General features: G+C 59.2%; 15 protein-coding genes. 8 read left to right on the top strand and 7 right to left on the bottom strand.

Features of this window, described 5'->3' with window-relative positions; translation table 11 throughout:
• Nucleotides 1-113 precede the first annotated feature (113 nt).
• Together trxB and ACUTQY_RS08430 are read right to left on the bottom strand one after the other, a co-directional pair.
• Nucleotides 114-1085 carry a thioredoxin-disulfide reductase gene (gene trxB, locus ACUTQY_RS08435; RefSeq protein WP_019454557.1) on the bottom strand — a complete coding sequence of 324 codons (972 nt, stop codon included), beginning with the start codon at nucleotides 1083-1085 and terminating at the stop codon, nucleotides 114-116.
• Between the two features lie 158 nt (nucleotides 1086-1243).
• Entirely contained in the window at nucleotides 1244-1684 is a 441-nt protein-coding gene (locus ACUTQY_RS08430) for a hypothetical protein (protein ID WP_129993320.1), read from the bottom strand.
• A 55-nt stretch (nucleotides 1685-1739) separates the two neighbouring features.
• Between ACUTQY_RS08430 and lrp the strand changes: the two genes are divergently transcribed.
• The 5 genes from lrp (at nucleotide 1740) to serS (ending at nucleotide 9553) form a co-directional block, all read left to right on the top strand.
• Complete coding sequence (gene lrp / locus ACUTQY_RS08425; protein ID WP_004928318.1) at nucleotides 1740-2234, top strand: leucine-responsive transcriptional regulator Lrp; 495 nt, start codon at nucleotides 1740-1742, stop codon at nucleotides 2232-2234.
• Nucleotides 2235-2354: 120 nt separating this feature from the next.
• The gene (locus ACUTQY_RS08420; protein WP_046686767.1) at nucleotides 2355-5987 is read left to right on the top strand and encodes a DNA translocase FtsK 4TM domain-containing protein; all 3633 of its coding nucleotides are present in this window, start codon (nucleotides 2355-2357) and stop codon (nucleotides 5985-5987) included.
• A gap of 198 nt (nucleotides 5988-6185) precedes the next feature.
• Nucleotides 6186-6797, top strand: coding sequence for an outer membrane lipoprotein chaperone LolA (gene lolA / locus ACUTQY_RS08415; RefSeq protein WP_019454555.1), 612 nt, complete (start codon nucleotides 6186-6188; stop codon nucleotides 6795-6797).
• Between the two features lie 67 nt (nucleotides 6798-6864).
• Nucleotides 6865-8151 (top strand): replication-associated recombination protein A, encoded by a 1287-nt coding sequence (locus tag ACUTQY_RS08410; RefSeq protein WP_046688448.1) that lies wholly within the window; start codon nucleotides 6865-6867, stop codon nucleotides 8149-8151.
• A gap of 109 nt (nucleotides 8152-8260) precedes the next feature.
• Nucleotides 8261-9553: a serine--tRNA ligase gene (gene serS / locus ACUTQY_RS08405; protein ID WP_033642556.1), complete on the top strand. Its 1293-nt coding sequence runs from the start codon at nucleotides 8261-8263 to the stop codon at nucleotides 9551-9553.
• 54 nt (nucleotides 9554-9607) lie between these two features.
• Here serS and ACUTQY_RS08400 read toward each other — a convergent pair whose 3' ends face one another.
• Entirely contained in the window at nucleotides 9608-9973 is a 366-nt protein-coding gene (locus ACUTQY_RS08400; RefSeq protein WP_046686768.1) for a DUF1801 domain-containing protein, read from the bottom strand.
• Nucleotides 9974-10136: 163 nt separating this feature from the next.
• On the opposite strand from ACUTQY_RS08400, the gene ACUTQY_RS08395 reads away from it, so the two are divergent.
• Nucleotides 10137-11288, top strand: coding sequence for an MFS transporter (locus tag ACUTQY_RS08395; RefSeq protein ID WP_046686769.1), 1152 nt, complete (start codon nucleotides 10137-10139; stop codon nucleotides 11286-11288).
• Between the two features lie 51 nt (nucleotides 11289-11339).
• On the opposite strand, the gene pflA is transcribed toward ACUTQY_RS08395, so the two are convergent.
• The 4 genes from pflA to ycaO all read right to left on the bottom strand — a co-directional run bounded on the left by pflA (nucleotide 11340) and on the right by ycaO (nucleotide 17783).
• Nucleotides 11340-12080 carry a pyruvate formate lyase 1-activating protein gene (pflA, locus tag ACUTQY_RS08390; RefSeq protein ID WP_031299859.1) on the bottom strand — a complete coding sequence of 247 codons (741 nt, stop codon included), beginning with the start codon at nucleotides 12078-12080 and terminating at the stop codon, nucleotides 11340-11342.
• Between the two features lie 281 nt (nucleotides 12081-12361).
• On the bottom strand, nucleotides 12362-14644 hold the full coding sequence (gene pflB / locus ACUTQY_RS08385) for a formate C-acetyltransferase (protein WP_004928286.1): 2283 nt from the start codon (nucleotides 14642-14644) through the stop codon (nucleotides 12362-12364).
• A 54-nt stretch (nucleotides 14645-14698) separates the two neighbouring features.
• Nucleotides 14699-15559 carry a formate transporter FocA gene (gene focA, locus ACUTQY_RS08380; RefSeq protein WP_019454548.1) on the bottom strand — a complete coding sequence of 287 codons (861 nt, stop codon included), beginning with the start codon at nucleotides 15557-15559 and terminating at the stop codon, nucleotides 14699-14701.
• Between the two features lie 460 nt (nucleotides 15560-16019).
• Nucleotides 16020-17783, bottom strand: coding sequence for a 30S ribosomal protein S12 methylthiotransferase accessory factor YcaO (gene ycaO, locus ACUTQY_RS08375; RefSeq protein ID WP_033642559.1), 1764 nt, complete (start codon nucleotides 17781-17783; stop codon nucleotides 16020-16022).
• Nucleotides 17784-17931: 148 nt separating this feature from the next.
• Here ycaO and ansB point away from each other — a divergent pair, with 148 nt between their 5' ends.
• Nucleotides 17932-18978 carry an L-asparaginase 2 gene (ansB, locus tag ACUTQY_RS08370; protein ID WP_046686770.1) on the top strand — a complete coding sequence of 349 codons (1047 nt, stop codon included), beginning with the start codon at nucleotides 17932-17934 and terminating at the stop codon, nucleotides 18976-18978.
• Nucleotides 18979-19280: 302 nt separating this feature from the next.
• Complete coding sequence (serC, locus tag ACUTQY_RS08365) at nucleotides 19281-20366, top strand: 3-phosphoserine/phosphohydroxythreonine transaminase (RefSeq protein WP_046686771.1); 1086 nt, start codon at nucleotides 19281-19283, stop codon at nucleotides 20364-20366.
• Nucleotides 20367-20392: the final 26 nt, after the last annotated feature.

The raw sequence follows: 20392 nt of genomic DNA, 5'->3' as shown, positions 1-20392 counted from the left end.
TGAAAAGAATAAAGCGGGCAAATATGGCTATAACAGATGGGAGAGAGAGATTGCTGAACCCAGAAACAAAAAAAGCGGCTCGAGAGCCGCTTTTTGCCGATGATGAAAACGTCTTAGCAGACTTCTGCGCCAGCGATGCCGTCCAGATAACGCTCTGCGTCCAGCGCCGCCATGCAGCCGGTGCCAGCTGAGGTGATCGCCTGACGGTAGATGTGATCCATCACGTCGCCCGCGGCGAAGACGCCAGGGATAGTGGTTTGGGTCGCATTGCCGTGAATGCCGGACTGCACCTTGATGTAGCCGTTTTCCAGCTCCAGCTGACCGCCGAAGATGCCGGTGTTCGGGCTGTGGCCGATGGCGATGAACACGCCGGCCAATTCCAGCTCACGGGTTTCGTTTTCCGCTTTGGTGCTGCGGATACGCACGCCGGTCACGCCCATTTCATCGCCCAGCACTTCGTCCAGCGTATGGTCGGTGTGCAGCACGATGTTGCCGCTCTTCACTTTTTCCATCAGCCGGTCGATCAGGATTTTCTCCGAACGGAAGCTGTCGCGACGGTGGATCAGGTGAACCTCGGCGGCGATGTTTGACAGGTACAGTGCTTCTTCAACGGCAGTATTGCCGCCGCCGACCACTGCGACTTTCTGGTTGCGGTAGAAGAAACCGTCGCAGGTTGCGCAGGCGGAAACGCCTTTGCCCTTGAACGCGTCTTCGGAAGGCAGGCCAAGATAGCGGGCGGAGGCGCCGGTCGCGATGATCAGCGCGTCGCAGCTGTATTCACCGCTGTCGCCGAACAGGCGGAACGGACGCTGCTGCAGATCGACGCTGTTGATGTGGTCGAAGACGATTTCAGTCTGGAACTTCTCCGCGTGCTCGCGCATGCGCTCCATCAACGCCGGGCCGGTCAGGCCTTCGGCGTCGCCGGGCCAGTTTTCCACTTCGGTGGTGGTGGTCAGCTGGCCGCCTTGTTCCAGACCGGTGATCAGCACCGGGTTCAGGTTGGCGCGCGCCGCGTAGACGGCGGCGGTGTAACCGGCCGGGCCGGAACCCAGAATCAGTAATTTGCTATGTTTAGCCGTGCCCATGAATAACCTCTTTATTCCACAATGGCGGACAATGAAGCCGATTGTAGGGAAAATGGCGCAGTAAAAAAAGCGCCGGGCGACGTTGTTAACGATTTGTATGATAGTTGTCGCCTATTAATGCATCCGTTGTCGGTAAATCGGTCGTCGAACGCAGAAATTTAACTTATCAAAGCCGCATTCGGCCAGCGAATCGCCAACCGTGCAAAAACGGCGCACTCTGCGGCTTCCGCCGCTCCCGACCGGGGTTTATCAGCCAGCGATTCATAATCAAAAATGGGATGCAGACTTTTCATGACGGTACGTTGTTCTGATTTTGCTTCTTTTACTTTGACAATCCGCTGCGCATTTGCGAAAACATCATAGGAAGAAGAAATTATCCCCGTAACACCAGCAAATCGTACGTATTTGCGCCGCAAGGCGACGATACGCAGCGGGAGTGCGGAGCAGGGCGCGCAAGCGTTTGCTGATTTTTTCTCGACCGAAACATCGTTGCCGGCGCTGCGCGGAGTTGGACAGACAGGCTGCGCGGCGTGGAATGATGGTAGTGAAGAAGCACATGACAGGCATCGGGTCTTCGCTTGGAACGAACCCTTACACATTGACGTTGGCTAGGGTGTGGCAAGTGCACGGAAGAAAATAAGAGAGACAATAATAATGGCAGACAACAAGAAACGCCCGGGTAAAGATCTTGACCGTATCGACCGCAACATCCTGAATGAGCTGCAGAAGGATGGGCGTATTTCGAACGTCGAGCTTTCGAAGCGCGTGGGGTTATCCCCGACACCATGTTTGGAACGCGTGCGCCGTCTCGAGCGCCAGGGTTTCATTCATGGCTATACCGCATTGCTGAACCCGCATTATCTGGATGCGTCCCTGCTGGTTTTCGTGGAGATCACATTGAACCGCGGCGCGCCGGATGTGTTTGAGCAATTCAACTCGGCAGTGCAGAAGCTTGAAGAGATTCAGGAGTGTCATCTGGTTTCCGGCGATTTCGACTACCTGTTGAAAACCCGCGTACCGGACATGTCGGCTTACCGCAAATTGCTGGGTGAAACCTTGCTGCGTTTGCCGGGGGTTAACGACACCCGTACCTACGTAGTGATGGAAGAAGTGAAACAGAGTAACCGTCTGGTTATCAAAACACGGTAAGGTGCAGGTGCAAAACCTGATTAAATTGGTTACACTCCTGTTTATTCATACAGTTTCGGCGCCGGGGCAGTTTCTCGGCGCTGTTGCTATGTCAGCTAACAGGAACCTGGAGAGCCTTTCTTGAGCCAGGAATATACAGAAGATAAAGAAGTTACCCTGAAAAGACTCAGCAGTGGCCGGCGTTTGCTGGAAGCTGTGCTTATCGTGGTAGCGATTTTTGCCGTTTACCTCATGGCTGCGTTGGTCAGTTTCAACCCGTCTGACCCAAGCTGGTCGCAGACCGCGTGGCATGAGCCGATTCACAATCTGGGCGGCGGTGTCGGGGCCTGGTTGGCCGATACGCTGTTCTTCACCTTCGGGGTGCTCGCCTACGCGATACCGCCGATCATGCTGGTCCTGTGCTGGGCGGCTTATCGCCAACGCAGCAACAGAGACTACATCGACTATTTCGCGCTTTCCCTGCGCCTGATCGGCACCCTGGCGTTAGTGCTCACCTCCTGTGGGTTGGCGGCGCTGAACGTTGACGATCTCTATTACTTCGCCTCCGGCGGCGTGATCGGCAGCCTGCTGAGCAACGCCATGTTGCCGTGGTTCAACGGCATCGGCGCTACGCTGGCGCTGCTGTGCGTATGGGCGGCGGGGTTGACACTGTTTACCGGCTGGTCCTGGCTGGTGATCGCCGAGAAGATCGGCGGGGCGGTGTTGGGCGTTGCGACGGTGATGACCAATCGCTCACGCCGCGAAGAGCGCTATTTCGAAGATGACGAGCGTTACGTTGACGACGAGCCTGAGCAGGCAGGGAAGGGTGCCGCCGCAGCGGTTGCCGCGACCGCCGCCGGAGCCGCGGCCGCCGATGACGACGTGCTGTTCTCCGCGCCTTCGGTTACCGAAAGCGCCAAAGCGGCGGCGGAAGACGCCGCCGATCCGTTGCTCAGCGGCCTGCGCGCCGACGATGGTGAGCTTGAAGCAGTAGCCGCACCCAGCGCGCCGGTGGCTTCGCCTGCACCGACGGTGAAGGCAGAGATCCACGAGCCCGTTGCTGCGCCGATCGCCGCTCAGGCGCCGTCGGTAACGGTGGCGCCGGCCGCGCCGGCCTCGGTCAATCAGCACCCGGTAAGTGCGCCGGCGCAAGACGCTACGCCGCCGCTGTATTCCTTCGAGATCCCGGAAGAAACGCCTGCGCCTAAGGCGACGCGTCCTGTCGATCCTTATCAGGATGACGATGAGCCGCGCCTTGGCAACTGGCAAGAGCCGGCCGCGCCGCAGCCGCCGGCGCGTTCTCCCTTTGATTTTACCGCCGCACAGCGTGACAGCGTTGACATCGGCAGTTCGAGCGGTTTCAGCGCCACCGGCGCCAAACCGCAGCCGGATACGGCGGCAGCCGCTGCTGCGGGCGTTGCGGCGGCGACCTTTATGCCGGCCTTCACGGCGACCAGCGACGGCAACCCGCAGGTTAAGCAGGGCATCGGTCCTGAGCTGCCGCGGCCGAACCCGGTGCGCATCCCGACCCGTCGCGAGCTGGCTTCCTACGGTATCAAGCTGCCTTCGCAGCGTGCGGCCGAACAGGAACAGCGCCAGACAGAGGCGGAGCCTCAACAGCTGACGGCGGCGAACCCGCAGGAAGAAGAGGCGCTGCAAGAAGCCGCGCTGCGCCAGGCGTTCGCCGAGCAGCAAAGCCAGCGCTACGGCGAAAGCTACGCGCCGGAGCAGGATGATGAACAGGCTCAGCAGGAGGCTGAGCTGAGCAAAGCGTTCGCCGAGCAACAGAGCCAGCGTTACGGCGAAGACCAGCAGGACGACGAAGCGGCGCGGCAAGAGGCTGCGCTGCGTCAGGCATTCGCCGAGCAGCAGCAGGCGCGTTATGGCCAGCAAGAGCCTGCTCCGCAGGCGCCGGCCGCCAGCCCGGTCGATACCCGCAATGCTTTCAGCTTCTCGCCGATGGCGGATCTGGTGGACGATGGCCCGAGCGAGCCGATGTTCACGCTGTCGCCGCAGCTTGAAGAGCGCATTGAACTGGAAAGCGAGCAAGAGGACGACGTGCCGTTCGGCCAGTTTGAGCCTGCGGCGCCGGCTGCCCAACCTCAGCAATCGCACCCGCAGCCTCAACAATACCAACAGCCGCAGCAGCAACCGTATCAGCAGCAATATCAGCAGCAACAGCCGCAGGTGCAGCAGCCTCAGCAACCTCAGGCCGAGCAGCATCCGGCGATGGACAGCTTGATTCACCCGTTCCTGATGCGCAACGATCAGCCGCTGCAGAAACCGACCACGCCTCTGCCGACGCTGGATCTGCTGACCGAAGCGCCGAAAGAAGTGGAGCCGGTCGATTCCTTCGCGCTGGAACAGAAAGCGCGCCTGGTGGAGGCCAGCCTGGCCGATTATCGCGTGAAAGCCGACGTGGTGGACATCCTGCCGGGGCCGGTCATCACCCGCTTCGAGCTGGATCTGGCGCCGGGCGTTAAAGCGGCGCGCATTTCCAACCTGTCGCGCGATCTGGCGCGCTCGCTGTCGACTTCGGCAGTGCGCGTGGTGGAAGTGATCCCCGGTAAGCCTTATGTCGGTCTGGAGCTGCCGAACGCCAAGCGGCAAACGGTATACCTGCGCGAGGTGCTGGATTGCCCGGCCTTCCGCGACAACCCGTCGCCGCTGTCCATCGTATTGGGTAAAGACATCTCCGGCGAGCCGGTGGTGGCCGATCTGGGCAAAATGCCGCACTTGCTGGTCGCCGGTACCACCGGCTCCGGTAAATCGGTCGGGGTCAACGCCATGATCCTGAGCATCCTGTATAAGGCCACGCCGAAAGAAGTGCGCTTTATCATGATTGACCCGAAAATGCTGGAGTTGTCGGTTTACGAAGGCATTCCGCACCTGTTGACCGACGTGGTCACCGACATGAAAGACGCCGCCAATGCGCTGCGCTGGTGCGTGGGCGAAATGGAACGCCGCTATAAGCTGATGTCAGCTCTGGGCGTGCGTAACCTGGCCGGCTACAACGAGCGCGTCGATCAGGCCGAAGCGATGGGGCGTCCGATCCCGGATCCATTCTGGAAGCCGACCGACAGCATGGACATCACGCCGCCGGTGTTGGAGAAAGAGCCGTACATCGTGGTGATGGTCGACGAATTCGCCGACCTGATCATGACGGTCGGCAAGAAGGTCGAAGAGCTGATCGCCCGTCTGGCGCAAAAAGCGCGTGCGGCGGGCATCCACCTGGTGCTGGCGACCCAGCGTCCGTCGGTGGATGTGATCACCGGCCTGATCAAGGCCAACATCCCGACGCGTATCGCCTTTACCGTGTCGAGCAAAATCGACTCCCGCACCATCCTCGATCAGGGGGGCGCCGAGTCCTTGCTGGGTATGGGTGACATGCTCTATCTGGCGCCGAACTCCTCAATTCCGGTGCGCGTACATGGCGCATTCGTGCGCGATCAGGAAGTGCACGCGGTGGTCAAGGATTGGAAAGCGCGCGAGCGGCCCCAATATAAAGAGGGTATTCTCAGCGGCGGCGAAGACGGCGAGGGCGGTGCCGGCGGCGGAATGGACGGTGACGAAGAGCTGGATCCGTTGTTTGACCAGGCGGTGGATTTCGTGGTGGATAAACGCCGCGCCTCCATCTCCGGCGTGCAGCGCCAGTTCCGCATCGGTTATAACCGCGCGGCGCGCATCATCGAACAGATGGAAGCGCAGGGCATCGTCAGCGAGCAGGGGCACAACGGCAACCGCGAGGTGTTGGCGCCGCCTCGGCACGATTGATGGTCGTTTAGCCATTGCAATTCAATAAGAAAGGGCCGCTTAAGCGGCCCTTGTGCAAAGAAGCGTAAACCCGTTTCTTCTCGGAACATTGGCCTACCGGCCGATCGCCGGCTTCGGGTAAAGTAAGCGGGTAAAGGGTTGATTTGACCCGCACGGCGTCGCCCTGCGGTTAACGCATTTCATAAGGTATCTGGAATAATGAAAAAACTGTTAGTTGCCTGCTGTCTGCTTTCGGGATTCGCTTCTACCTCCGTGCTGGCCGATGCCGCACAGGATCTGCAAAGTCGCCTGGCGAAGGTGAACAGTTTCCACGCCAGCTTCTCACAAACCGTGACCAGCGCCGACGGCGCCGCGGTGCAACAGGGGGAAGGCGAGCTGTGGGTGAAGCGGCCAAACCTGTTCAACTGGCACATGACGTCGCCCGATGAGAGCGTGCTGGTATCCGATGGCCAGACCCTGTGGTTCTATAACCCGTTCGTCGAGCAGGTGACGGCGACCTGGCTGAAGAACGCCACCGGCAATACGCCGTTTATGCTGATCACCCGCAATAATGCCAGCGACTGGAAACAGTACAACGTGAAGCAAAAGGGCGATGATTTTGAGCTGACGCCGAAGTCCGCCAGCGGCAACCTGAAGCAGTTCGCCATCAGCGTGACCAACAGCGGTACCATTCGCAGCTTCGCTGCGGTGGAGCAGGATGGCCAGCGCAGTTCCTACACGCTGAAAAGCCAGCAGAACGTCGCCGCCGATCCGGCCAAATTCAAATTTACCCCGCCGAAGGGGGTGACGCTGGACGACCAGCGCCAGTGAGGTGCAAGTGAGTAATAATCTGTCGCTCGATTTTTCCCAGAACGAGTTCCAGCCGTTGGCCGCGCGTATGCGGCCGACCACGCTGGCGCAGTATATCGGCCAGCAGCACCTGCTGGCCGCCGGCAAGCCGCTGCCGCGCGCCATCGAGGCCGGGCAGCTGCACTCGATGATTTTATGGGGGCCGCCGGGCACCGGGAAGACGACGCTGGCAGAGTTGATCGGCCGTTACGGTCAGGCGGATGTCGAACGGATCTCCGCCGTGACCTCCGGTATCAAGGAGATCCGCGAGGCGATCGAGCGGGCGCGGCAAAATCGCGACGCCGGCCGCCGCACCATCCTGTTCGTCGATGAAGTGCACCGCTTCAACAAAAGTCAGCAGGACGCTTTCCTGCCGCACATCGAAGACGGCACCATCACCTTTATCGGTGCCACCACCGAAAATCCGTCGTTCGAGCTGAACTCGGCGCTGTTGTCCCGCGCCCGCGTTTATCTGCTGAAGGCGCTGACCGCCGAAGATATCGGCCAGGTGCTGGATCAGGCGATGGGCGACAAGGCGCGCGGTTTTGGCGGCCAGAACGTCGAGCTGCCGGCGGAAACGCGCCGCCTGCTGTCGGAGCTGGTGGGCGGCGACGCGCGCCGGGCGCTGAACAGCCTGGAAATGATGGCGGACATGGCGGAGCTCGACGCCAAAGGCGTGCGGGTGCTGACACCGGAGCTGCTGAAAGAGGTGTCGGGCGAACGCAGCGCGCGCTTCGACAACAAGGGCGACCGTTATTACGACCTGATTTCCGCGCTGCATAAATCGGTGCGTGGTTCGGCGCCGGACGCCGCGCTGTACTGGTATGCGCGCATCATTACCGCCGGCGGCGATCCGCTCTATGTGGCGCGCCGTCTGTTGGCGATTGCCTCTGAAGACGTGGGCAACGCCGATCCGCGCGGCATGCAGGTGGCGATCGCCGCCTGGGATTGTTTCACCCGCGTGGGGCCGGCGGAGGGCGAGCGCGCCATTGCGCAGGCGATTGTTTACCTGGCCTGCGCGCCGAAAAGCAACGCGGTTTACACCGCGTTCAAGGCCGCCATGCGCGACGCCAAAGAGCAGGCCGATTATGACGTGCCGGAGCATTTGCGCAACGCGCCGACCAAGCTGATGAAGGAAATGGGGCTGGGGGCGGAATACCGTTACGCTCACGACGAACCCAACGCCTACGCCGCCGGCGAGAACTACTTCCCGCCCGAAATGGCCAACACGCGCTACTACCAACCGACCTCGCGCGGGCTGGAAGGGAAAATCGGCGAAAAGTTGGCATGGCTGGCTGAGCAGGATCAAAATAGCCCGACAAAACGCTACCGCTAGCGTGGCCGTTGCGGTAAGGTTAGCGGGTATCACTCTTCTTTTATGCGGCTATAAATCAGCCGCATAGAACAACAACACTTCTTTCAATAACAACAAGCACAGGATTAGCATGCTCGATCCCAATCTGCTGCGTAATGAGCTAGACGCAGTCGCCGTCAAACTGGCTCGCCGAGGCTTTAAACTCGATCTGGATCTGCTGCGTTCGCAGGAAGAACGCCGCAAAGTTCTGCAGGTAGAAACTGAAACGCTGCAAGCGGAACGCAACTCCCGATCGAAATCCATCGGCGCGGCCAAAGCGCGTGGGGAAGACATCGAGCCGCTGCGTCGCGAAGTGAACGAGCTGGGTGACAAGCTGGATGCCGCCAAGGCGGAACTGGATGCGCTGCAGAGCGAGATCCGCGATTATGCCCTGACGCTGCCTAACCTGCCGGACGACGCCGTGCCGGACGGTAAAGACGACAGCGAAAACCTGGAAGTCACCCGCTGGGGTGAACCGCGCCAATACGACTTCGCGGTGCGCGATCATGTCGATCTGGGCGAAATGGCCGGCGGGCTGGATTTTGCCGCCGCGGTTAAGCTGACCGGTTCGCGCTTCGTGGTGATGAAAGGGCAAATCGCCCGCATGCACCGCGCGCTGTCCCAGTTCATGCTGGATCTGCACACCGAACAGCACGGCTACCTGGAGGCCTACGTGCCTTACCTGGTCAACCACGCCACGCTGTACGGCACCGGCCAACTGCCGAAGTTCGGCGAAGACCTGTTCCATACCCGTCCGCTGGAAGAAGAAGCCGACAGCAGCAACTACGCGCTGATCCCAACGGCGGAAGTGCCGCTGACCAACCTGGTGCGCGACGAGATCGTGGAAGAGGAAACTCTGCCGCTGAAGATGACCGCGCACACGCCATGCTTCCGTGCGGAAGCCGGTTCTTACGGCCGTGACACCCGCGGTTTGATCCGTATGCACCAGTTCGACAAGGTCGAAATGGTGCAGATAGTCCGTCCGGAAGATTCGATGGATGCCCTGGAAGAGCTGACCGGCCATGCGGAGAAAGTGCTGCAGCTGCTGAACCTGCCTTACCGCAAGGTGCTGCTGTGCACCGGCGACATGGGCTTCGGCGCCTGCAAGACCTACGATCTGGAAGTGTGGCTGCCGGCGCAGAACACCTACCGCGAGATCTCGTCCTGCTCCAACATGTGGGACTTCCAGGCGCGCCGCATGCAGGCTCGCTGCCGCAGCAAGGCCGACAAGAAGCCGCGTCTGGTCCACACGCTGAACGGCTCCGGCCTGGCGGTCGGCCGTACGCTGGTGGCGGTGCTGGAAAACTACCAGCAGGCCGACGGTCGCATTCAGGTGCCTGAAGTGCTGCGTCCTTATATGGGCGGCCTGGAATACATCGGTTAAACGGCAAAGCATTTGAAAAAAGCGCCTGCGGGCGCTTTTTTTTATGTCGGAAATTCAGTCTGTCGCCAGCGCGTAGGCCTGTTTAATGTAGTCCGCCAGGTGCTTGCTTTTCACTTCGGTGGGCGTGTGGAGCTTGATGTGCCGCCGATATTGGCCGTTGCCTTCAAGTTGCTGATAGCGATCTACCAGTCGGTGCCCTTGGCCGAATTCCACCGTGACGTGATTGCGGTAGGCGAAAACGCCGCAGAAAAATTGAGTATGCGAGAACATGATGCCGCCGTATTTGACCGATTCGGTGATGCCACTGCCGCTCGCCGCAGCGACCCGGCGCACCTGTTGTACGATCTCCAGCAGCTCGCCGTGCGTGCTGCCGATGTCTGCCAGCAAGGTTTCGACCGCCGCATCATTTGCCTGAATCATCTCGCTTCTCCGTCGTTAAATCCGCTCTGCGCTGAGCATAGCGCTTTTTCAGCCGCTTAGCCGGAAACAAATCGTGCGCTGGAATGATAAGAGGCGATTGACTTTTTTATCGCCAGTGGCATGATGCGCGCACTCTCATTGCGCGTTCGGTCACAATCTCACTATGTCCGCATACTCTCGCCCAGTGCTCTTATTGCTCTGCGGCCTCTTGCTGCTCACGGTATCCATTGCCGTTTTGAATACGCTCGTGCCTCTTTGGTTAACCCATGCTCAGCTGTCGACCTGGCAGGTGGGAATGGTCAGCTCCTCTTATTTCAGCGGCAACCTGTTGGGCACGCTGGTGGCGGGCAAACTGATCCAGCGCGTCGGCTTTACCCGCAGCTATCATCTTTCTTGTCTGGTGTTCGCCGCCGCAACCGCCGGCATGGTGCTGTCGATCGATTTTTGGAGCTGGCTGGGCTGGCGCTTCTTCGCCGGCGTCGGCTGCGCCTGGATTTGGGTGATCGTGGAGAGCGCGCTGTTGCGCAGCGGTAACCTGAGCAACCGCGGTCAGCTGCTGGCGGCCTATATGATTGTCTATTACCTCGGTACGGTGACCGGCCAATTGCTGTTGAGCATGACCTCGACCGAATTGCTGCACGTGGTGCCGTGGGTGACCGCCATTGTGATCAGCGCCATGCTGCCGATGCTGTTTGCGCGGGTCAACCGCCATGAAGACGAGCCGCAGCAGGCGGCGGTGTGGACAATGCTGAGACGCCGCAGCGCGCGTCTCGGCATCAACGGCTGCATCATCTCCGGCATCGTGCTCGGCTCGCTGTATGGCCTGATGCCGCTGTATCTCTCTCATCAGGGCATGAGCGATGCCAACGTCGGTTACTGGATGGCGCTGTTGGTCAGCTCCGGCATCGTCGGCCAATGGCCTGTCGGGCGCCTGGCCGATCGTTACGGGCGCCTGCTGGTGCTGCGCATTCAGGTGTTTGTGGTGATCCTCGCCAGCGTGGCGATGCTCGGCAACTACGCCATGGCGCCTTCACTGTTCATCCTCGGCTGCGCCGGCTTTACCCTGTATCCGGTGGCGATGTCCTGGGCCTGTGAGAAGGCAATGCCGCACGAACTGGTGGCGATGAACCAGGCGCTGCTGATGAGTTATACCATCGGCAGCTTGCTGGGCCCATCGATGACGGCGCTGCTGATGCAGAACTATTCCGACCGCGTGCTGTTCGTGATGATAGCCGCCGTGGCGTTGGTTTACCTGCTGATGCTGCTGAAAAAGCAGAAGCCGGATCGCCATCACACGCCGTTCGCCGCCGCCTGAGCATAAAAAAAAACCGGCCATGAGCCGGTTTTTTCTTTGGCGCTGCGTCAGTCAGTAAATCACTTTGTGGCCGTAGCTTTCCAGGATGCCTTTGACGCGATCCATGGTCTCGGCCTTCGGCGGATGTACGCCGTCCAGTTTGTACTCTTCCCCCATCGCTATCCATTTGTGCTTGCCCAACTCGTGGTAAGGCAGCAGCTCGATTTTCTCGATGTTGGTCATGTCTTTGGTGAACTCGCCCAGCAGGTGCGCCGATTTATCGTCGTCTGACCAGCCCGGCACCACCACGTAACGGATCCAGGTGCGCTGGTTGCGTTTCGCCAGATAGCGGGCGAATTCCAGCGTGCGGTGGTTGGAGACGCCGACCAGATTCTGGTGGATCTCGTCGTTCATCTGTTTCAGATCCAGCATCACCAGATCGGTGGTGTCCAGCAATTCGTCGATCACCGGATCGTAGCGGCGCACGAAGCCATTGGTGTCCAGGCAGGTGTTGATGCCTTCGGCATGACAGGCGCGGAACCAGTCGCGCACGAATTCAGCCTGCAGGATCGCCTCGCCGCCGGACGCGGTCACGCCACCGCCGGAAGCGTTCATGAAGTGGCGGTAGGCCACCGCGTCTTTCATCAGCTCTTCGACGGTCACTTCTTTGCCGCCGTGGGTGTCCCAGGTGTCACGGTTATGGCAATAGAGGCAGCGCATCAGGCAGCCCTGGAAGAAGACGATAAAGCGGATCCCGGGCCCATCGACGGTGCCGCAGGATTCGAAGGAGTGGATGCGACCAGTTACTGACATTGCGGGGTTTTCTCCAATATGGACTGTCAAACGCAGTCTAAAAATAGGCGCGTGGCCGCCGGCCAGGTATCTGCGATGCAGCGGCGGGGGATCCGCCACCGGGGGTAATGATGCCTGTCGGCCGGTCAGTTGCCGGATAACTGTTTTGCCGGCTATCCATTTCAGTATAGATGTCCGGCAAAACAGACTCGTACAGAGTCAGGGGAGAGCGGTGGGAGAAAAGGGCCGGCAGAACCGGCCCCGACGTTGGCACCGGGCGGTTTCCCGCCCGGTCGGCGTTATTACATCGTTTGAGTGAAGGTACGAGTAATGACGTCCTGCTGTTGCTCTTTGGTCAGCGAGTTGAAGCGCACGGCGTAACCGGAAACGCGGATGGTCAGCTGAGGGTATTTCTCAGGATTTTCCATCGCATCCAGCAGCATTTCGCGGTTCATTACGTTGACGTTCAGATGCTGACCGCCCTCGATGGAGGCTTCATGGTGGAAGTAACCATCCATCAGGCCCGCCAGGTTGGCTTTACGCACGTCGTCGTCTTTACCCAGCGCGTTAGGCACGATGGAGAAGGTATAGGAGATCCCGTCTTTCGCGTAGGCAAACGGCAGTTTGGCTACCGAGGTCAGGGAGGCGACTGCACCTTTCTGGTCACGGCCGTGCATCGGGTTGGCACCTGGGCCGAACGGTGCGCCTGCGCGGCGGCCATCCGGGGTGTTACCGGTTTTCTTACCGTACACCACGTTGGAGGTGATGGTCAGTACGGACTGGGTCGGTACCGCGTTGCGGTAGGTGCGCAGTTTCTGAATTTTCTTCATGAAACGTTCCACCAGGTCGCAGGCGATGTCATCGACGCGGGCGTCGTTGTTACCGAACTGCGGATACTCGCCTTCCACTTTAAAGTCGATAGCCAGGCCGTCTTCGTCGCGAATGGTGGTGACTTTCGCGTACTTGATGGCGGACAGGGAGTCGGCCGCAACGGACAGACCGGCTATGCCGCAAGCCATGGTGCGATAAACGTCACGGTCATGCAGCGCCATCAGCGCAGCTTCGTAGCTGTACTTGTCGTGCATGTAGTGAATGATGTTCAGCGCGGTCACGTACTGCTTGGCCAGCCAATCCATAAAGTGGTCCATGCGGGCCATGACTTTGTCATAGTCCAGCACTTCGTCCATCATCGGCGCTTCTTTCGGGCCGACCTGCATTTTCAGTTTCTCGTCAACGCCGCCGTTGATGGCGTACAGCATGGTTTTCGCCAGGTTGGCGCGGGCGCCGAAGAACTGCATTTGCTTACCGACGATCATCGGGCTGACGCAACAGGCGATGGCGTAGTCATCGTTGTTGAAGTCAGGACGCATCAGGTCGTCGTTTTCGTACTGTACGGAAGAGGTGTCGATGGACACTTTCGCCGCGAATTTCTTGAAGTTCAGCGGCAGCTTCTCAGACCACAGGATGGTCATGTTCGGCTCCGGAGACGGCCCCATGGTGTACAGGGTGTTCAGGAAGCGGAAGCTGTTTTTGGTGACCAGGGTACGGCCGTCGACGCCCATACCGGCCAGGGATTCAGTCGCCCAGATTGGGTCGCCGGAGAACAGTTCATCGTACTCAGGGGTACGCAGGAAGCGCACCATACGCAGTTTCATCACCAGGTGGTCAATCAGTTCCTGCGCTTGCTCTTCGGTCAGTTTGCCCGCCTTGATGTCGCGTTCGATGAACACGTCGAGGAAGGTGGACACGCGGCCGAAGGACATGGCGGCGCCGTTCTGGGATTTCACCGCGGCCAGGTAGCCGAAGTAGGTCCACTGCACCGCTTCTTGGGCGCTGGTGGCCGGGCCGGAGATGTCGTAACCGTATTTGGCGGCCATCTCTTTGATCTGAGCCAGAGCGCGATGCTGTTCAGCGATCTCTTCGCGCAGCTGGATGGTCATTTCCAGGTCTTCGCCGTTTTCCAGTTTTTCCTGCAGCGATTTGAACTGGTTCAGCTTGTCGGCCATCAGGAAGTCGATGCCGTACAGCGCCACGCGGCGGTAGTCGCCGATGATGCGGCCACGGCCGTAAGCGTCTGGCAGACCGGTCAGCACGCCGGATTTACGGCAGTTCAGGATGTCTTTGGTGTAAACGTCGAATACGCCCTGGTTGTGGGTTTTACGGTATTCGGTGAACACTTTTTTCAGCTGCGGATCCAGTTCGCGGCCGTACACTTTGCACGAACCTTCGACCATTTTGATGCCGCCGAACGGGATCAGCGCGCGTTTCAGAGGGGCGTCGGTCTGCAGACCCACGATGGTTTCCAGCTCTTTGGCGATGTAACCCGCGTCGTGAGAAACGATGGTTGAAGCAACGTTGGTGTCGAAATCAACCGGCGCATGAGTGCGGTTTTCCAGTTTGATCCCTTCCATAACCTTGTCCCACAAGGTGGTGGTGGCTTGAGTTGCGCCAGCCAGGAAGGATTCGTCACCTTCATAAGGCGTGTAGTTTTTCTGGATGAAGTCACGAACGTTGACTTCATTCTGCCAGTCACCCTTGCTGAAACCTTCCCAAGCGTTGGCTAATTTCTCGTTAAGTTCGGTCATTGTACACCTACCTTTGATTGTGGATTTCTAACTCTGCGCGCGGTAACTCACAGCTTAGTGCTGTTCGCGGCCCCCGCGCAGATAAATTACCCAGTAAGTCAACCCAACCAGCAGACCGCCGCCGATGATGTTACCAATGGTGACCGGAATCAGGTTGTCGATGATGAAATTGCTTACTGTCAGATGAGCGAATTGCTCAGGTACCGCCCCTACGGCTTGCCAGAATTCCGGCGTGGCGAAGTGTTTGACCACGATGCCCATAGGGATCATAAACATGTTGGCGATGCTGTGTTCGAAGCCGCTGGCGACAAACATACCGACCGGCAGCACCATGGCGAGCATCTTGTCGGTCAGGGTACGGCCAGAGTAGCTCATCCAGACCGCCAGGCAGACCATCAGGTTAGCCAGAATGCCGAGGCAGACGGCTTCGATAAAGGTGTGATGCAGCTTGTGGTCTGCGGTTTGCAGAACATTCAGGCCCCACTGGCCGTTGGCGACCATATACTCGCCGGAGAACCAGATCAGCGCCACGAAGAACAGCGCGCCGACCAGGTTGCCGAGATAAACGTTCAGCCAGTTGGCGCCCAGTTGGCCCCAGCTGATGCGGCCGCTGGCCTTGGCGATGACGATAAGCACGGTAGAGGTGAACAGGTCGGCGCCCGACACCACCACCAGCATTAACCCGAGAGAGAAACAGATGCCGCCGACCAGTTTAGCCAGCCCGAAAGGCACGCCGGCGGTGCCGGTGGTCGCCGTGATGTAGAAAACGAAGGCGATGGAAATGAAGACACCGGCGGTGATCGCCAAATAAAACGTTTTCAGCGGATGTTTGGTGGCTTTATACACGCCGGCATCTTCAGCGATTTTCGCCGTTGCCGCAGGTAAAATCAGATCGAATGGGCTGTCAGTTTTCAAACTAACTCTCGCTCTTAAGGGTTAAAACAACGCAATGAGATACTAGCAAAGCAGTATAGGGGAAAATTTGATTTGGATCATAAGGCGGGGAAGTAGAGCGCCAAGATGGCATGTTTTCTGTGTGGTTTTTATGGTTAATTTATTGAATTTAAACAAAAAACAATTTTTTAATGTTTGCAATTTTTTTTGAATCCACCCAATGTGCCGAGGGTGTCAAAGTTAAATTTTTAGGGGTTTTGTCGCCGTTCGTCGCTGAAAGTTTAATTATCGGTTAATTATTATTTCACCGTCCGGCAACAATCGCCGGTTTATTTATTCTTATGCTCGTTTAACCGCCTATTTTCCTGCGGGAAAATAAAACAGAATGCGTTGAAATAAACCGCAAAATGAAAACGCCGCAGCGCAGTGCGGCGTTTGACCGGGGAGGGTACCCCAAAAGTGGCGGTACCCCCAATGGCGATTAGGCCTTGGCCCAGTGACGGCGCTTGGCCGCCTGCAGCTTCTCGTAGGCCGCCAGCAGCGCCTGATGGGCCGGCAACGCCTTCAGATCGGCATCGACGGCGAACAGCCCGTTGAAGCGCTCTTCACCGCTGATGGCGGCCGAGGCCGCGTCCACCGCTTCCTGGCCGTACATTTTCACGAACGCGGTATAGTATTGCGCCGCTTCGCGCTCAGGCTCCTGCGCCAGCAGCAACAGCGTTTGCAGGCAACGGTAGTAGTTGCTGCGCGCCGGGCTCAGCACCGAGGCGTTGAAGTCCTGCGTCCATTCGGTCCAAATCAGCGCCTGATCCAGATCGCCGCCCGCCAGCGCCAGCATCGACTTCAGCTCGCCCACGCGCAGGGTATACCAGGCGTTGTCTTTGCCGCTGGCAATGCCCAGCAGTTCGCGTACGCGGGTGAAATCGTCCAGCCCTTCGTCGTCCAACTGCTCGATCAGCGCCAGGTATTCTTCCGGCTCCCACTCGCTGCCCGGCAACGCCAGCAGCGTATCGCGCAGGTGCGCGCCCATGCTGTTGTTGGCCAGCAGCAGGTCTTCCGCCGGGTAGATATCGGACATGCCCGGCACGATGATGCGGCAAGCGTAGACGCCCAGGTGTTCGTAGTCGGCGATGTACACTTCCGCGTCTTCTTTGTCGAAGATGCTCATCAGGGTGGCGAACTCTTCCTGCGTGCTGCCGCTGAAGTTCCAGTCAACGAACGGATAGTCCGCGTCCTGCTTGAACAGATCCCAAGAGATCAGACCGCTGGAGTCGATGAAGTGCGTTTCCAGGTTGGTGTGTTCCGCCACTTCTTCGTCATCGAAGGTCGGCGCGGTGAACACGTCGAGATCTTTCAGGCTGCGGCCCTGCAGCAGTTCGGTCACCGTGCGCTCCAGCGCCACGCCGAAGTCCGGGTGCGCGCCGAACGAGGCGAAGCAGGTGCCGTTGGTCGGGTTGAACAGCACCACGCAGATCACCGGGTAGTTGCCGCCCAGCGAGGCGTCGTAGGAGAGGATTGGGAAACCTTCCTCTTCCAGCTTGGCGATGGCTTCCACCACGCCCGGGTAGCGGTTCAGCACCTCGTCCGGGATCGCCGGCAGGCTGATGGATTCTGCGATAATGCGGTTTTTCACATAGCGCTCGAACACTTCCGACAGGCCCTGCACGCGCGCTTCGTTGGCGGTGTTGCCGGCGGACATGCCGTTGGAAACATACAGGTTGCCGATGATGTTCATCGGAATGTATACCGTTTGCTGATCGGACTGACGGGTGAACGGCAGCGCGCAGATGCCGCGATCGGCATTGCCGGACTGCAGATCGACAAGATCGCTGGCGCTCAGCTCTTGTTGCGGATCGTAGAAGGCGTGCAGACGCTCGTCGAGGATGCCGGCCGGCAGCGCATCGTCCGCCGGGATCGGGAACCATTTCTCATTCGGGTAGTGTACGAAGTCGCCTTCGGCGATCTGCTTGCCCAGATAGAAATCGGCGAAGAAGTAGTTGGTGGACAGGCGCTCGAAATATTCACCCAGCGCAGAGGCCAACGCGGCTTTTTTGCTGGCGCCTTTGCCGTTGGTGAAGCACAGCGGACAATCGCGATCGCGAATGTGCACCGACCATACGTGCGGCACCGGGTTCAGCCAGGAGGCTTCTTCGATGTTGAAACCGAGATCGCTCAGTTTCTGCTGGAAACGGGCGATGGAATCTTCCAGGGCGGCGTCTTTACCGGGGATAAAAGTTTGCGTCATTGTCTTCACTTTTTGCGCGTACTAAAAACGCGCAATGATACGGGGTTTTACGCTGGAGCTCCACGTATTCCTAAAGCGGCGGCAAAGTCACAGTTTTTTTAAGGATAAAGGCCATAATTCAGCGAGTTATCTGTCACGGAGAAATCTAATGAAATCAGTGAAACTCAGCGTGTTAACCCTTTTGTTGACCGGCGTCAGCGCCTCGGCGCTGGCGCTGCCCAACATCACCCTGCTGGCGACCGGCGGCACCATCGCCGGCGGCGGCGATTCGGCGACAAAATCCAACTATACCGCGGGCAAACTGGGCGTAGAGGCGCTGGTCGATGCGGTGCCGGCGCTGAAGAACATCGCCAACGTGCAGGGGGAGCAGGTGGTTAACATCGGCTCGCAGGACATGAACGATCAGGTCTGGCTGACGTTGGCGAAGAAAATTGACGCCGACTGCGGCAAAACCGACGGCTTCGTCATCACCCACGGCACCGATACGCTGGAAGAGACGGCCTATTTCCTCGATCTGACGGTGAAGTGCGACAAGCCGGTAGTGCTGGTCGGGGCGATGCGGCCGGCGACGGCGATGAGCGCCGACGGCCCGTTCAATCTGTATAACGCGGTGGTGACGGCGGCGGATCCGCAATCGGCCAACCGCGGGGTGCTGGTGGCGATGAACGACAGCGTGCTGGACGCACGAGATGTCACCAAAACCAGCACCACCGCCGTGCAAACCTTCCAGTCGCCGAACTTCGGCCCGCTCGGGTATATCCACAACGGCAAGATCGATTATCAGCGTTCGCCACAGCGCAAGCACACCCGGGAGACGCCGTTCGACGTCAGCAAGCTGAACGAACTGCCGAAGGTCGGCATCATTTACAACTACGCCAACGCCTCTGATGCGCCGGTCAAGGCGTTGATCGCCAAAGGGTACCAGGGCATCGTCAGCGCCGGGGTCGGCAACGGCAACCTGTATAAAACCGTGTTCGACACCCTGGCGACGGCGGCGCACAGCGGCGTGGCGGTAGTGCGTTCTTCGCGCGTGCCGACCGGCGCCACCACGGAGGATGCGGAAGTGGACGACGCCAAGTACGGCTTCGTGGCCGCCGGCACGCTGAATCCGCAAAAGGCCCGCATTCTGCTGCAGCTGGCGTTGACGCAAACCAAAGATGCGAAGCAGATCCAGCAAATGTTCAATCAGTACTGATCGTTTTCTCTCCTGCGGGGGCCGTCCGGGCTCCCGCAGCCATCTCGGCTGAATACAGCATAAAACACCGCGTTAACCCGCTGAATTTCCCCATGTCGCAGGGTTTTATCGTCCAAAAAAACGCGCCGACCGCAGAGCCTGTCATCACCCGGTGCGCCTGTTTGCCGCCGGCGGGCGAATAAGCGTTGCAGCCATGGGGCGTGAGTGATAAAACCGAAGGGTTGGTTAACGCGAGCGTTAACTTCGGGCGTCTTTTCGACAGGTCGCTTTTCTGCGGCGAACAGTGAATGTGGTGAGGGGAAATGACTCAGGTTTATAATTTTAGCTCTGGCCCGGCGATGCTGCCGGTGGAAGTGTTGCGTCGTGCGGAACAGGAACTGTGCAACTGGCACGGCCTGGGAACGTCAGTGATGGAGATCAGTCACCGCAGCAAAGAATTCATCGCCGTAGCCGAGCAGGCGGAACAGGATCTGCGCGATCTGCTGAAAGTCCCCTCCAACTATAAAGTGCTGTTTTGCCACGGCGGCGCCCGCGCGCAATTCGCCGCGCTGCCGCTGAACCTGCTGGGCGACAAGGCCACCGCCGACTACATCGACGGCGGCTATTGGGCGCATAGCGCCATCAAGGAAGCGGAAAAGTATTGCACCCCGAACGTCATCGACGTGAAAACCCGCATCGACGGCCTGAGCGGCATCAAGCCGATGAAAGAGTGGCAGCTGAGCGACGACGCGGCTTACGTGCATTATTGCCCAAATGAAACCATCGACGGCGTAGCCATCGATGAAACGCCGGACTTCGGCGACAAAGTGGTGATCGGCGATTACTCCTCGACCATCCTGTCCCGCCCGCTCGACGTCAGCCGCTTCGGCGTGATTTACGCCGGGGCACAGAAAAATATCGGCCCGGCCGGCCTGACGCTGGTGATTGTGCGTGACGATCTGTTGGGCAAGGCGCGTAAAGAAGTGCCGTCTATCCTCGATTACACTGTGCTGGCCGAGAACGATTCGATGTTCAACACCCCGCCGACCTTCGCCTGGTACCTGTCCGGGCTGGTATTCAAATGGTTGAAAGAGCAGGGCGGCCTGGTGGAGATGCAAAAACGCAATCAGGCCAAGGCCGAGCTGCTGTACGCGACCATCGATAAATCCGACTTCTACCGCAGCCAGGTGGCGATCGCCAACCGCTCGTGGATGAACGTGCCGTTCCAGCTGGCCGATGCGGCGCTGGATAAGGTGTTCCTCAGCGAAGCCGAGGCCATCGGCCTGCAGGCGCTGAAAGGCCACCGGGTAGTTGGCGGCATGCGCGCTTCTATTTACAATGCCATGCCGCTGGCCGGCGTACAGGCGCTGACCGACTTTATGACCGATTTCGAACGTCGTCACGGTTGATCCCGTCAGCTCGCCGGGCGCGGGCT

The organism is Serratia sp. TSA_130.1 (genome assembly GCF_052691795.1).
This window is presented reverse-complemented; position numbering and strand designations above follow the sequence as displayed.

What these genes read in the sequence shown, in the direction of transcription:
- ACUTQY_RS08400 (WP_046686768.1), bottom strand. Translation starts at nt 9,973, where the DNA reads ATGATTCAGGCAAATGATGCGGCGGTCGAAACCTTGCTGGCAGACATC.
- ansB (WP_046686770.1), top strand. Translation starts at nt 17,932, where the DNA reads ATGAAATCAGTGAAACTCAGCGTGTTAACCCTTTTGTTGACCGGCGTC.
- pflB (WP_004928286.1), bottom strand. Translation starts at nt 14,644, where the DNA reads ATGACCGAACTTAACGAGAAATTAGCCAACGCTTGGGAAGGTTTCAGC.
- ACUTQY_RS08395 (WP_046686769.1), top strand. Translation starts at nt 10,137, where the DNA reads ATGTCCGCATACTCTCGCCCAGTGCTCTTATTGCTCTGCGGCCTCTTG.
- ACUTQY_RS08410 (WP_046688448.1), top strand. Translation starts at nt 6,865, where the DNA reads ATGCGGCCGACCACGCTGGCGCAGTATATCGGCCAGCAGCACCTGCTG.
- trxB (WP_019454557.1), bottom strand. Translation starts at nt 1,085, where the DNA reads ATGGGCACGGCTAAACATAGCAAATTACTGATTCTGGGTTCCGGCCCG.
- lrp (WP_004928318.1), top strand. Translation starts at nt 1,740, where the DNA reads ATGGCAGACAACAAGAAACGCCCGGGTAAAGATCTTGACCGTATCGAC.
- serC (WP_046686771.1), top strand. Translation starts at nt 19,281, where the DNA reads ATGACTCAGGTTTATAATTTTAGCTCTGGCCCGGCGATGCTGCCGGTG.
- serS (WP_033642556.1), top strand. Translation starts at nt 8,261, where the DNA reads ATGCTCGATCCCAATCTGCTGCGTAATGAGCTAGACGCAGTCGCCGTC.
- lolA (WP_019454555.1), top strand. Translation starts at nt 6,186, where the DNA reads ATGAAAAAACTGTTAGTTGCCTGCTGTCTGCTTTCGGGATTCGCTTCT.
- pflA (WP_031299859.1), bottom strand. Translation starts at nt 12,080, where the DNA reads ATGTCAGTAACTGGTCGCATCCACTCCTTCGAATCCTGCGGCACCGTC.
- ACUTQY_RS08430 (WP_129993320.1), bottom strand. Translation starts at nt 1,684, where the DNA reads ATGTGTAAGGGTTCGTTCCAAGCGAAGACCCGATGCCTGTCATGTGCT.
- ycaO (WP_033642559.1), bottom strand. Translation starts at nt 17,783, where the DNA reads ATGACGCAAACTTTTATCCCCGGTAAAGACGCCGCCCTGGAAGATTCC.